Origin of the sequence: Aquidulcibacter sp. (assembly GCF_020253525.1) — a bacterium.
Taxonomy (GTDB): Bacteria; Pseudomonadota; Alphaproteobacteria; order Caulobacterales; family Aquidulcibacteraceae; genus Aquidulcibacter.
In genome coordinates this window covers 1-13,483 of record NZ_JADCBK010000053.1, presented here as the reverse complement: position 1 = coordinate 13,483, position 13,483 = coordinate 1, and the positions used below count along the sequence as shown (strand labels likewise).

Annotated in this window: 10 protein-coding genes and 1 pseudogene; 7 read left to right on the top strand and 4 right to left on the bottom strand. The window is 57.6% G+C overall.

The features are described 5' to 3' along the window. The first annotated feature begins 115 nt into the window (after nucleotides 1-115). Both IOB61_RS07300 and IOB61_RS07295 read left to right on the top strand, forming a co-directional pair. Complete coding sequence (locus IOB61_RS07300) at nucleotides 116-487, top strand: thermonuclease family protein (protein WP_290814447.1); 372 nt, start codon at nucleotides 116-118, stop codon at nucleotides 485-487. A 135-nt stretch (nucleotides 488-622) separates the two neighbouring features. After that, on the top strand, nucleotides 623-1,633 hold the full coding sequence (locus tag IOB61_RS07295; protein WP_290814444.1) for a tripartite tricarboxylate transporter substrate binding protein: 1,011 nt from the start codon (nucleotides 623-625) through the stop codon (nucleotides 1,631-1,633). A 1-nt stretch (nucleotide 1,634) separates the two neighbouring features. Here the strand turns inward: IOB61_RS07295 and IOB61_RS07290 are convergent, their stop codons facing one another. Beyond that, entirely contained in the window at nucleotides 1,635-3,086 is a 1,452-nt protein-coding gene (locus IOB61_RS07290; RefSeq protein ID WP_290814441.1) for an amidase, read from the bottom strand. A 62-nt stretch (nucleotides 3,087-3,148) separates the two neighbouring features. Between IOB61_RS07290 and IOB61_RS07285 the strand changes: the two genes are divergently transcribed. The 5 genes from IOB61_RS07285 to IOB61_RS07265 all read left to right on the top strand — a co-directional run bounded on the left by IOB61_RS07285 (nucleotide 3,149) and on the right by IOB61_RS07265 (nucleotide 10,799). Beyond that, a complete protein-coding gene (locus IOB61_RS07285) occupies nucleotides 3,149-4,768 on the top strand; it encodes an ABC transporter substrate-binding protein (RefSeq protein ID WP_290814438.1) in 1,620 nt (539 codons plus the stop codon). A gap of 46 nt (nucleotides 4,769-4,814) precedes the next feature. Further along, complete coding sequence (locus IOB61_RS07280; RefSeq protein ID WP_367272823.1) at nucleotides 4,815-5,819, top strand: Bug family tripartite tricarboxylate transporter substrate binding protein; 1,005 nt, start codon at nucleotides 4,815-4,817, stop codon at nucleotides 5,817-5,819. A 251-nt stretch (nucleotides 5,820-6,070) separates the two neighbouring features. Next, nucleotides 6,071-7,063 (top strand): tripartite tricarboxylate transporter substrate binding protein, encoded by a 993-nt coding sequence (locus IOB61_RS07275; protein WP_290814435.1) that lies wholly within the window; start codon nucleotides 6,071-6,073, stop codon nucleotides 7,061-7,063. 44 nt (nucleotides 7,064-7,107) lie between these two features. Further along, complete coding sequence (locus IOB61_RS07270; protein ID WP_290814432.1) at nucleotides 7,108-9,183, top strand: hydantoinase/oxoprolinase family protein; 2,076 nt, start codon at nucleotides 7,108-7,110, stop codon at nucleotides 9,181-9,183. Continuing rightward, nucleotides 9,180-10,799: a hydantoinase B/oxoprolinase family protein gene (locus IOB61_RS07265; RefSeq protein WP_290814429.1), complete on the top strand. Its 1,620-nt coding sequence runs from the start codon at nucleotides 9,180-9,182 to the stop codon at nucleotides 10,797-10,799. The genes IOB61_RS07270 and IOB61_RS07265 overlap by 4 nt, the downstream gene beginning before the upstream one ends. Before the next feature lie 51 nt (nucleotides 10,800-10,850). On the opposite strand, the gene IOB61_RS07260 is transcribed toward IOB61_RS07265, so the two are convergent. From IOB61_RS07260 to IOB61_RS07250, 3 genes and pseudogenes are all read right to left on the bottom strand, one after another. Continuing rightward, entirely contained in the window at nucleotides 10,851-11,768 is a 918-nt protein-coding gene (locus IOB61_RS07260) for an SMP-30/gluconolactonase/LRE family protein (RefSeq protein WP_290814426.1), read from the bottom strand. Between the two features lie 3 nt (nucleotides 11,769-11,771). Further along, nucleotides 11,772-12,740: a tripartite tricarboxylate transporter substrate binding protein gene (locus IOB61_RS07255; RefSeq protein WP_290814423.1), complete on the bottom strand. Its 969-nt coding sequence runs from the start codon at nucleotides 12,738-12,740 to the stop codon at nucleotides 11,772-11,774. A gap of 127 nt (nucleotides 12,741-12,867) precedes the next feature. After that, a pseudogene (locus IOB61_RS07250) lies at nucleotides 12,868-13,242 on the bottom strand (integrase core domain-containing protein); the annotation flags it as partial. Nucleotides 13,243-13,483: the final 241 nt, after the last annotated feature.

Sequence of the window (13,483 nt, the reverse complement as noted above, 5' to 3'; positions counted from 1 at the left end):
CTGCTGCCATGGGCCTGGCGCGATGCCAAGCGCGCTGAACTTGCTGCATGAGCCGACGCAGAGCAGAACCTAAACAGTCAAGGTAAAAGATAGTGGGGCGCAGACAGCGGTTACGATGGGCGATACGCGGCTGCGGTTGCACGGCATTGATGCACCTGAGTTGCGGCAAACCTGCGAGGACGGCGCTGGCGCAGTATGGTCCTGTGGGCGCCGTGCCGCATCGGAATTGGCGGCTGCAGTCGCCGGTGGAGATATTCACTGTATCAGCCACCAACGCGATCGTTATCAGCGCCTCGTAGCGACCTGTTGGGCAGGCGGGCGAGATATCGGGCAGTCACTTGTCGCGGATGGCTGGGCTGTCGCGTATCGGCGCTTTTCGGTGGACTATGTGAGTGAGGAGAATCTCGCGCGCTATCTCACGCAGGGTATGTGGGCAGGGCGCTTCGAAATGCCCTGGGACTGGCGGCAGGCGAGGCGGCGGCAGTAAGTCGCTCCCAGGCTTCAGTCTTGCGGATCGTTGCGCGTAAGAATGAACGGTAGCCACTCTGGCCAAATAGTGCTCTCCTGAAAATCTGAACTAATGCCTAAACATGGCGACAGTTCTTGCTGAGGATCTGTACAAATGCTGATGGCATCCGATATTCACAGTGGGGAAATAGCCATGTCCTTAACGCGTAGAATTTTCGTCTCCGCCGCTGCGCTGTCTCCATTGGCCGCGAACTCAGCTTTCGCTCAAACGCGTCAATGGCCTAATCGGCCAGTGCGCATCATCATACCTTATGCACCCGGCGGGCCCGTTGAAATTCCCGGCCGGTTTATTGCTGAGCATCTGTCTCAAAGGCTTGGCCAGCCGGTGATTGTTGAAACACGGCCAGGCGCCGGTGGTGCCCTTGGTACCAAACAGGTCATCGCGGCGCAGGATGATCATACCTTTCTGATGATTACCGGCGCTGTGGCTATTCAGCCCGCGGTCCAGCCAGATATCGGCTATGACCCCCTGAGTGATCTTTTGCCCGTATCGCTAGTCTCGGAGTCAAGCATGTGCTTTGCGGTACGCCCCAACGCGCGATTCCAGGATTTGCGCGCGCTAATTGCTGCGGCGAAAGCCAGTCCCGGAAAGATCACCTACGGAACTTCTGGTAATGGCACTACAACGCATATGGCACCAGCGCTATTTGGTATTCGTGCCGGTATCTCTTGGCAGCATGTCCCCTATCGTGGTGCCGGTCAGCTCATCAGTGGATTTCTTGCAGGCGACGTTGATGTCATGAGCGCTGATGTCGCCTTGATGCTACCACACATCCGCGAGGGCAGAGCGAATGTTCTTGGCGTCACTGCGCCAAAACGCTTGGAGATCCTACCCGAAGTGCCTTCCATTACAGAGGTGGCACCCGGTACCGGCATCATGATCTGGTTTGGAATATGTACCGCGCGCAATATGCCGGAGGCAAACATTGCCCGCTTTGTTGGTGAATTGGAGCCGCTGCGCTCCGGATCAGTACTTGGCCAAAGGATGGCGACTTCAGGAAGCACGCTATTGCTTACTGGCCCACAAGAATTGGCCGAAAGACTGCGTCATGAATTACCACTTTGGCGACAGGTAGTTGCCGAGGCAGGCATCAAGCCGGATTGATTCAAACCAGGCGCTCCGCCGATATTGTTGGGCGAAACTGTACCCAAGGCCGCGCTGTTTCCTGAACCGCCGCAAGCCGCATCATATCTGTCTCAGCGCCCCAACGTCCTACGATTTGAAGTGCTGTGGGCAAACCATCTGCGGCAAAGCCTGAAGGTATGGTTATGGCCGGATGGCCCGTTAAATTGAACGGATACAGGGCAGAATTCCAACCCAGTCTGGTGATGCCGCATTTCACACCATCCACTTCAACCTCATCATTGGCGGCATCAAAGCCAACATCAAGGGCTGTACGCGTTATGGTTGGCATCACCAATGCGTCATAGCGCGAAAGAAGGCCCTGAATCGTACGATACAGCCGCCCTCGTGCGAATTGCGCATTCCGAAAATCGGCAACTGAATATTGCGCACCACGCTCCATGAAAGCCAATGTTACCGGGTCCATTTGGTTCTGCCAACGCGGCAGGTATTGTGCGCAAAACACCGTAAAGTTCGCCTGGTAGAGAATCCGCCCCTCAAGCTCAATCCAGTCAATCGCGTCCGTAACCTCCTCGATAACGGCGCACCTACCCTCATAGGCTTTTAGTGCCGCATCAGTATTCGCCTGAACATCGCGTGATACGCGTGGATTGGCGCAGCGCGGAATGTAGCCAAGACGTATACCGGAAAGATCATCACCAATCAGCTTTGGCGACAAACGATACTGGTCTTGGCCTGATTGGCTCCATGGATCCTGCGGCGCCGCGCCGCTCAGAATGGCATGCATGATGGCCGCATCAGTCACGCTTCGTGCCAGTGGACCAGCATAGACATTATTACCAAAAGCGTCTCGCGCAGTTTCATAGGGCACCGCACCAAGGGTGGGCTTTAGACCGACCAAGCCTGTACAGGCTGCGGGGCCGCGGACAGAGCCCGCACCGTCCGTGCCCAAGGAAATTGGTCCAACACCGGCGGCGACCGCGGCGGCGGAACCACCTGAAGATCCCCCAGGGGTGCGCTCAAGATTCCAAGGGTTGCGCGTAATACCGAAGGCCGGACCATCCGTCAGGCCCTTGACGCCAAATTCTGGCGTCGTGGTTTTTGCGAAGATAACAGCGCCCGCGTCACGTAACCGCTGCACCAATACGTCGTCCTGGGTGGCCGATGGCGCATCCGCAAAAATCGCTGAACCATGCCGCGTGGGCGTGCCACGCACATCCAGCAAATCCTTGATGCTGATCGGCACACCATGCAGGGGGCCGAGAGGTGCGCCATCCATGACAGCCTGTTCGGCAAGCCGTGCGGCTTTGCGTGCTTCCTCATCCAATATTGCAGTGAAGCAATTCAGACGGCCTTGCTGTTGATGTGCGGCGACAAGGATCGCCTCAAGATACTCAACCGGGGAAAGCCTACGCATCCGTATCAGCATAGCCGCGCGACTTGCGGTCATGAACAAAAGGTCGTCCTGGGCCATGGCTGACTCCTCCACTGAAAAACCAGCCTAAGCCAGCATTTGGGCATTGTGGAAGACCAAATGTGACGATAGGCTCGCCTCACGAACGAAGAACAAGAGAAACTAAAATGGAGGAAAACATGCTTGGACGCCGCGTTGCTCTTGGTGCGACAGCAGGGTTGATGACAGCTGCGCTGATCCGTCCGCGTGAAGCGCGGGCAAGCAAGGCCGTGAATGTCGTCTTGGAATCTGAGGTGACGATATTAGACCCCCATTTCATCACCGCCGCCATTACTCGGACTTTTGGTCTGCATATTTTTGACATGCTCTACGCCATGGATTCTAAAGGTGCGATTCAGCCACAGATGGTGCAAGCGCATCAGGTATCCTCTGACCGGCTGCGGTGGGATTTTCGCCTGCGGGAAGGCTTGAAGTGGCATGATGGAACGCCGGTAACCGCGACCGACTGTGTCGCCTCACTCACCCGTTGGATGCCGCGCGATGCTTTGGGCCGCGCGCTACGCAATGCACATGAACGCATAGAAGCGCGCGATACGCGCAGCTTCACGATCCACCTAAAAGAGCCTTTTCCCTTGATGCTCCAGGTGCTGGGCAAGCCCAATGCGCCGCTACCAGTTATGATGCCGGAAAAATTGGCGCGCATCCCTGGCGATCAACGTATTACTGAACCACTGGGGTCAGGTCCCTTCCGGTTTCGCGCGGATTTGTGGCGGCCCGGTAGCCTGATGGTGCTGGAAAGAAACCCGGATTACGTACCCCGCCGTGAGGCCCCTGATTTTCTGGCAGGCGGCAAGGATGTGAAAATTGACCAGCTTCTTCTGCGCGTGATGCCGGATCAGGCAACCGGCGCAACCGCGCTGATGGCGGGCGAGATTGATTACCAGCAGTACCTACCCTTCGATCTTCTGGCCCGCCTTGAACGCGCGCGCGGCGTGAAGCTCATGAGCTTTGGCGGTGTCGAGCAGTTCCAGGGGAATTTCCGGCTAAACCACGCAGCGCCGCCCTTTGATGATCCGGCGATCCGGAAGGTGCTTTGGAAGCTTGTGGATCAGAACGCCGTTCTGACCGCCATAGGGGTGCCGCCGCAACATCGTGCGCCACAATGCCCTTCCTTTTGGATGTGCGGCGCACCGCTCACGACAGATGTCGGGGCCGCGGGTGCTGGACTTGATATTGAAGCCGCCAAGGCCGAGCTTCGGGCAACTTCCTATCGGGGGCAACCCGTTATCATCCTGGAAGTGGGCGGTTCCATTAGTCAGACTGCCGCAATGGTCTTGGCTCATAATATGCGCCAAGCCGGGTTCACGGTTGATGAGCAGGTGATGGACTGGGGTACGGTACTCGCGCGCCGCGCCCGGCGCGACAACTGGTCCATGTTTTCGGTTTATTCCAACGGAACCGATATGTTATCGCCGCTGACGCATTTTTATGTGGCATCCACCTGTGCGGATTTTCCGGGCTGGTCCTGCGATAATGCGGTGCCGCCCATGCTGCAGGCATTCGCGCGGGCTGAGGATGACGCATCCCGCAAGCGCATTGCGGCCGAGCTACAGGAAGCGATGTATCGCCTGACGCCGAATGTCATGTGGGGGCAGTTTTCGATCCCTGCCGGATATCGGACAACGCTGAAAAATATGATCGAATCCGCCTATCCAATGTTTTGGCAGGTAGAAAAGACGTGATGCACGCTAGCGGTCGCGCAATAATGAGGCGGCGTCTGGGTACGACATGATGCCACGGCGTGTTTCCCTGCAAGGCTTGCATGTCACGTCAACGCGGCGTGCTTTCCTGGCAATGCCCGCCCTAATTACTGCAAAGGCAAATGCTCAGCAGCCCTTCCCGACGCGGCCGATCAGGTTGATGGTGGGGTCTGCCAGCGCCGGGTCGCTTGATTTCGTCGGGCGACTTATTGCCAACGGCATGGCTGATATTTTGGGCCAGCCAGTGGTCGTGGAAAATCGTGGCGGCGCCCAAGGCGCTTTGGCCATAGAACCTGTGTTACGTGCAGCGCCAGATGGTCATACACTTGTCATCAATAATATGGGCGCCTTGCTCGTAAATTCCTTGGTACAGAACACGCCATTGGAGCAGCAACCGCTCGAGATTCTTGAACCTATTGCGCTGGTCGCCGATGTACTGACCGTGCTGGTTACATCAAAGGATCGTCCATGGCTCAGCTTATCTGACTTGCTTGCTGCGGCACGTGGCAATCCAGGCGGCTTGAGCTGGGGACATCCGGGCGTTGGTGCCAGCCCCTGGCTAGCGGCACTTTTGCTGAGCCAAATGGCCGGTATCCGAACCGTTGGCGTTCCCTATCGCGGCGGTGGTCCGGCGATGGTGGATTTATTGGCGGGTCGGCTTGATTTCATGTTTGCGACAACGCCAACCTGCTTTCCACACATCCAGACAGGGGCCCTTCGCGCCTTGGCCGTGCCCCTACTTTCCCGCATGCCGCATCTGCCGGATGTACCCACTCTGGCTGAGGGCGGTGTCTCCGGCTTTGAGGTACGGAGCTGGTTCGGCGTCATGACAACAAAGGGGACACCGCGTGGCGTGATCGAGAGCTTGAACACTGCAATCAAGCAAACCCTTGCCCAGCCCGCAGCTATTGCGCAGCTTGATGGTCAGGGCATTGCGCCGTTGTACACGACACCCGAGGAATTCAGCCGTATTGGCAAGGCTGATCGCGAAAAATGGAGACCAATCGCCCAATTGGCCAATCGTGCCACGTAATAAACCCAACGTACCATCTGGAAAGGGTTCTACGAACTTAAATGGCCAATAGGATTAGTTATTGCTAGCGGCATATTTGGCGGAGTTAAGAAGCCTGTATTTCCGGTTGATAGATCCTTCGGGCTACACAGTCTTACCGGCGGTCAACTAGCCCTTTCAAAACCGCCGGAAGAATAAGACCCTCCCTTGTGGCCCGATTATCAATAGCCCTAGGATCATAGCGCCCAGCCACTATGGGAAGGAGAAAGCTCATGCCGGAAGATAACGCCAGAACGCCACGTCGCACCCTGCTGGCGGCTGCGCCACTCATGTTTACGGTGGGCAGTGCCAGGGCCCAGGCGGTTTGGACACCGCAGCAACCTATCCGCATCCTGATCGGCTATGCGCCCGGCGGCGCCGTAGATATCCTCGTGCGCATTGTTGCCGAGGGGCTGCAACGGGTACGCGGCATAAGCGTGATTCCGGAAATCCGTAGTGGTGCCTATGGCTTTATTGCCGCCCAGACGGCTGCACGCGCGGCGCCGGACGGATATACATTGGCCAGTGCGATCATGGGCATGATGTGCGTGGCGCCTGCCATACCAGGCATCCCTATTCCGCTTGATCTTGATCGTGACCTGACACCGGTTACTGCGCTTGCCGGTACGCCCATGGCGCTTGTCGCGCGCCCGGATGCCCCCTTCAGTGATCTTGAAGGCCTGGCTGCCTTTGCGCGTTCCCGCAACGGTGCGGCGACCTATTCCTCGGCCGGCAATGGTTCCATCAATCATTTGGGCGGCGCGCTGATCGCCGGCGCGCTTGGCGTACAGATGACGCATGTATCCTATCGCGGTGGTGCGCCTGCTGCGCTGGATGTCTCTGCAGGCCGCATTGACATCATGGTTGCCAATGTTGCCGAAGTCGCACCCGCCATTCGTGCCGGACAGTTGAAGGGCATCGGCGTCACCGCAAAGGAAACATCGCCGCTTATGCCTGAACTGCCGCCCCTTGCCGGTAGGCTGCCTGCGCTTGAAATCAATAATTGGTTCGGTTTGGCCGGGCCAGCAGGCTTGCCGAAGGAAATCCGCGATGGTCTGGCCGCCGCATTCGCAGCCACTTTGGCAGACCCTCAAACAGCCCGCACATTAGTGGAACGGGGCCTGCTGCCCCTCAGCGAAAGCGGTGCGGTTTTCGAGGAACGCATCAAGCGTGATCGCGAAGCCTGGCGTCGTGTTGTGCAGGCCAATAACATTCGCGGCGATTAAAGCCGTTCAAGGCCACAGTTTTCACTCTTTACTGGATCGGAAATATGTCGGCGTCTCTCTCGCTTGGTATTGATATTGGCGGTACCTTCACTGACCTGGTTGTTCTGGATCCGAGCGATGGCAGAGCGGTGATCTGGAAGGAGAGTACCACCCCCGATGACCCGGCGCGTGGAACCATGTTGGGGCTCATGCATCTGCTCAAGAAAGGCAATATCGCTCCTGGCTCCATCGGTCGCGTTGTGCATGCCACAACACTTTTTACAAATGCCCTGATCGAGCGAAAGGGCGCACCAACGGGTCTTCTGACCACCGCCGGTTTTGCAGATACCCTCGAAATCGGGCGCGAGCGTAAGTACGAGCTCTACGACTTGTTCCTGGAAATGCCCAAGCCATTAGTGCCACGGCCACTGCGCCGAGAAGCACGTGAGCGTTTGGCACCAGATGGGCAGATTGAGGTACCGCTCGATGTCGAAGCGATGCTTCATGAGGTTGCGTTTCTGGCGGAAGCGGGCGTCACGAGCCTGGCCATCTGCTTCTTGCATTCCTACGCCAATTCTGTTCACGAACGTCTGGCCGCTGAGGCAATCAAACAGAAATTCCCAAGGCTTTCCATCACGCTGTCATCGGATATCGCGCCGGAAATTCGGGAATATCAGCGCTGCGTAACTGCTGTTGCCAATGCCTATGTGCGCCCGATTGCCGAAATCTATCTTGAGAATTTGGAAAAGGCGCTTAAGCAGGCAGGCATACCGGGATCACTTTTCCTGATGCTGTCCAATGGTGGCTTGACGCATGTGGCCGAAGCCAAACGGGCGCCAGTACAACTGCTCGAAAGTGGTCCGGCTGCAGGCGCTCTTGCCGGGGCGTGGTTTGGTCGGCATGCGGGGCTCGATCGCGTCTTGGCTTTCGATATGGGCGGGACCACCGCGAAGCTTGCCCTGGTGGATGATGGCGAACCTCTAGTGGCCTGGGGCTTTGAGGCCGCGCGGACCAAGCGTTTTCTGCGCGGTAGCGGCCTGCCCATTCAGATTGCGACTGTTGAATTGATAGAAATCGGCGCTGGCGGCGGTTCCATTGCACGTCGCAGCGACCTTGGCACGCTGCATGTGGGACCAGAAAGTGCCGGTGCTCAACCTGGGCCTGTCTGCTATGCACGCGGAGGCTATGAGCCGACAGTGACGGACAGCGATTTGTCACTTGGCTATCTGAACGCGGATTTCTTTCTGGGTGGCGCCATGCGAATTGATTTGGCTGGCGCGGAACGGGCGCTTGGGTCGCTATCCACCAGCATGGGGCTCGAACCCTTGCGGGGCGCCTTCGGCATTCATGATGTGGTGAATGAAAACATGGCAGGCGCCGCGCGGGTGGCGATTGCAGAGCGTGGTCGCGTACCGCAGGATTACGCCTTGCTTGCCACGGGCGGCGCTGCGCCGGTGCATGCGTGGCATGTCGCGCGTAAACTTGGCGTCAAGCATGTGATTTGCCCGCCGGGCGCGGGTGCTGGCAGCACAATTGGCATGCTGATGGCGCCCGCACGTATTGATCGCGTCGCGTCTTTTAATATGTCACTGGCCAGCGCTGACCTGAGCGCCGCAGAGGCCGTTTTCTCCGGTTTAGAGAAGGATGGATTGGCTGTCATTCGCGAAACCGGCGCCGATATGGCCAAGGCGCGCCTGCGACGGCTGGCTGATATGCGCTACATCGGACAGGGGTTTGAAATCACCGTGCCACTTGAGGGGAATTCTGATCGGCAGGGTATACTTGCCGCATTTGAAACAGCCTATCGCAAGCTATTTGGCCGAACACCACCAGGGGCTGCAGTGCAATTCGTCGCCCTTCGCGTATCGGTAAGCGCCCCCATGCCGGGTGCTGGGGGCAAGCTTCGCTTGGATGGGCAGCAGACCAGCGACGCTGCACTCAAAGGCTATCGGGACGTCTATTTCGCTGATCTCGGCGAAAAACGCAGTACCCCTGTCTATGATCGTTATGCGCTGACGCCTGGCACGAATATCACCGGCCCCGCCGTGTTCGAAGAAAACGAAAGCACCTTCATCGTGGGTCCGGGCGCGCGCATTTCCCTTCTGCCTGAGGGATCGATCATGGCGGAGTATGTATCATGAACGCAGAGACTCCCCGCCAATTCGACGCTGTTGAGCTTGAGTTGCTCTGGCGTAGGCTCATTTCCCTGGTGGATGAAGCCGCGGCGGCGCTGGTGCGCACCAGTTTTTCCACGCTGGTCCGGGAAAGCTATGACTTTTCCTGCATTGTCACGGATGCATCTGGGCAGAGCCTGGTACAGGCAACCGAAAGCATCCCAAGCTTCATCGGCACGCTGCCCGAAACCGTCAAGCATTTCCTGAAATTCTTTCCACCGGAAACGCTTCATCCGGGTGATGTTCTGATTACCAATGACATTTGGTTAGGTACAGGGCATTTGCCCGATATTACCGTCGCGAAGCCGATCTTCCGCCACGGCAAGCTGGTTGCCTTCAGCGCTTCAACGGCGCATGCACCTGATATTGGCGGCAAGATCCGCAGCCCCGAACCGCGTGAGGTATTCGAAGAAGGGCTGCAAATCCCACCGTTGAAGCTCATGCGTGCCGGTGAAGCGGATGAAACCCTTGTCGCGATCCTACGCAAGAATGTGCGCACCCCTGAACAGACCATGGGTGATCTTTGGGCACAGGTTGTTGCCCTGGATTTAATGGAGGAGCGCCTGCACATCCTGATGGAACAGGCGGGGCTTGATGATCTTGCCGCATTGGCCGGGGAAATCCATGCGCGTTGTGAGGCGGCAATGCGTTCGGCCATCGCTGCCCTACCTGATGGCACCTATAGCAGTGAATTGCAGACCGATGGCTTGATGGATAAGCCGGTGACGCTGAAGCTTTCACTGACGATTGAGGGTGATCGGATTATCGCCGATTATACCGGGACAGATGCGCAGGTGGATCGGGCGATCAATTGTGCGCTTTGCTATACCTACGCCATGACCATGTATGGGGTGAAGGTCTGTACAAGCCCTCATCTGCCCAATAATGAAGGCGCTTGGCGGCCCATTTCCATCATCGCGCCTGATGGCTGCATCGTAAATCCGGTTTTTCCCGCTTCTGGCGGTTCACGCATGCTGATCGGGCATTACCTTCCGATGCTGGTGTTTGGTTGCCTGGGGCAGGTGGTGCCGGAACGTGTGATGGCCGCTTGCGGGTCACCCATGTGGGGCATGAATCAATCCGGCGTGAATGCGCAAGGCAAACCCTACGCCAATATGTTTTTTTACAATGGCGGGATGGGCGCCAATATGCGTGGTGATGGCATATCCTGCCTTTCCTGGCCTTCGAATGTTTCATCCACTGCCATCGAAATCACGGAACATATCGCGCCCTTGCGTGTTCACTACAAACGCTTGCGCGTCGATAGCGGCGGCCCTGGTCGGCATCGCGGTGGCCTTGGTCAGGAAATCGCGCTGGAAAGCAGATCAGAAACACCGATCGCTGTCTCATTCCTTGCAGAGCGCACCATCTTTCCGGCCTTTGGAATTGAGGGTGGCAAAGCGGGTGCACCCGGTGTGCTTCGCATCAACGGCGAGAAGGTAGATCCCAAGAAGCAATATGTCCTGTCGCGCGGCGATACTGTTATCCTGGCAACACCTGGTGGCGGCGGGCATGGTGATCCGGAAAAACGCGATAAACTGGCGCGCGAGAGCGATATCCAGGCTGGATATGCTTCTCGGTAGATTAAAATCCAAAATCGCACAACCAGTGCAAATAGCTATGGTCCGCGCAAATCAGCAATGAGAGAAAAGCACCGCACCAGGATGCGTCCACCGCGTCCGTAAAACGCTGCCACTGTCGCTTTCGGTGATGAAAAGGTCGCAATTCTCTGGTCCACCAAAGCAGACATTAGTGGTCGCCAAGCCACGAGGTGAACGAATGCGGAGCAAAGGCTCACCAAGCCGGGAGAAAATCCAAACGCTCCCCATGCCAGCATGCGCCACCGCGATATTGCCTTCGACATCCATCGCCATGCCATCCGGTCCGGCTAAGCCGCCAGACATGGCTATGAAACGACCAACACGAATAATGCCACCATCTTCCGTGATCGGTACGCGCCAGATCGCGTTGTCGCGTGTTGCGGCGACATAGAGCGTATGCGCATCGCCGGTCAGTACAAGGCCATTTGGGCTCGGGACGTTTGAGATAAGCGCATCTGCCTGAGAAGCCCCCGCGCGCAGACGATAGACACGCCCTGCAGGGTCTTGCAGGCCAGTTTGGCCCTGATCGGTGAAAAACAGATCGCCATTCTTAGCGAAAGTGCAATCATTTACACCACGAAATCCCTCCCGCCTTGCTCGGGGTAGCAGGGGCGAAACCTCGCCAGTTTCAGGGTTCAAGCGAAGAAGGCCGCGCTTCGCATCGGTGATGGTAGCCCAGCCCTCACGATGGAAGGCAAGGCCATTCGGCTCTCCATCATATTCCGCAATTACTGACCATTCACCGGCTGGCGTAACACGGAATATCCGGCCAAAGACAATATCTGTTAGCCAGAGATTTCCGATGCGGTCAAAACAGGGACCTTCCAGAAAGGAATCCGGAGAGGCGCCACCGCGCCCGTAGAGCCACTCACTGCTACGCCCCCGAAGCCTGAGACCCTCAGGCACTTCGGTGTAGACTTCTGCGGTAACGGAAGGTGGTGCAGCGTACATGTTTCACCCCAGGGTGATATTGGCTTCACGGATAAGCCGGGCCGTACGTTCGCGTTGTTCGACCACAAAGGCTCCGAACTGCTCGGGGGTAGTACCAAGGGGCACGATGCCGATCTGATTCATGCGCGCCTGCACGTCAGGCTGGTTCAGCGCGAAAGCCGTTGCTGCATAGAGTTTCGCTACACTGGCTGCAGGTGTGCCCGCAACCGTCCAAAGCCCATTCCATTCATCCCAATCAAAGCCGGGATAACCCAATTCGGAGATGGTCGGCAGATCAGGCAAGGCGCTGATACGTCGCAAGCCAGCCGCGCCTAGAGCACGCAGCCGCCCGGCTTGCACATGCGCAGTGGCGGCAGCCGCTGAAGCAAAAGCCATGGCAACATTGCCCGCCACAAGGTCTGTCATGGCGGGACCGCCGCCGCGATAGGGAACATGCACCACTTCCATTCCGGCCATTTTCGCAAAAGCAGCCATGGCAAGATGCGCTCCGCTACCATTACCGGAGGATGCATAGGGAAGCGTCCCCGGTCTCGCTTTCGCCGCTGCCACCAATTCAGCCAGACTGCGATGCGGTGAAGCCGCTGGAACAACAAGCATCTGGGGTTGCCAAGTGAGCTGGGAGATTGGCGCAAAAGCAGTCGTGTAGTCGAATGGCAGATTAGGCATCAATGTTGCGTTCACCACATGGCCCATACTATCGAGCAATAAGGTATGCCCATCTTTCGGCGAACGCGCCACTTCGGCGGCGCCAATGGTGCCACCTGCGCCGCTGCGATTTTCTACCACAATGTTTTGCCCAAGCTGCGCCATGAGATGCGGGAGAAGAAGTCGCGCCACAGTGTCCGTACCACCGCCGGGCGGGTAGGGCGGGATCAGGCGGAGCGATTGGGTTGGAAAATCCTGCGCTTGGGAAACATGTATGATCGCAGGCGCGGCGAGCATCCCGAGAAATATACGACGTACCAGCAACATACCGAACCTCTTTCGCCTTGAAGGGACTTGCTGATGGAAATCATCATTCAGAATAAGCTATGAGACAAGTGAAGAGCGTCAGTCGTTTGATTAGAATGGTGCCGGATTGGCAATGGACTTACCCCTATCAAACCGGACACTCGGCTTGGTTGCATAACTGGCTTGCTAAGAACTCACGTGGCGAGCGCATGCGCAAGCCCGAATGCGGGTGGGTATTATTGTAATCCTCGAACCACGCTGGCAGCTGCTGGAGGAGCGAAATGGCGCCTGCCCTTGGGTTCACGCGGGCATCGCCACGTTTCAGGGTTTTGACGAAGGCCTCGCAGACGCCGCTGCTTTCAGGGCTGCGGACCGGCGTGAAACATGGAACAAGGTTCAGGGCTGCGGCGAAGTCCGTGGTTTCGGTGGCGGTATAGGCGGTGCCATTATCAGCCAGCCATTGGACGGGAAACGGGGCGCGGAGCGCGTTGAACCGGCGCTCGACGCAGTCGGGCATAATGTCGACGACGCTGCCCTCATGAGCGCGAATGGGGCGCCTGCCGCTGTGAGGCTGCAGAAGCTGTCCGGCGTCAGCGCCTATGGGACCAAACTGGCGATTTGAATAACGGAGGATTTCTGGCTCATCGTAACCCCAAGGAGAGTGAAGATGAGCCAGAAATCCTCCGCCCCACCCACGCGGGTGCCAGCCGAAAAACTGGTCCGCGATATTGGCCGCGCCACGCGCAAGCACCATTCCGCCGAGG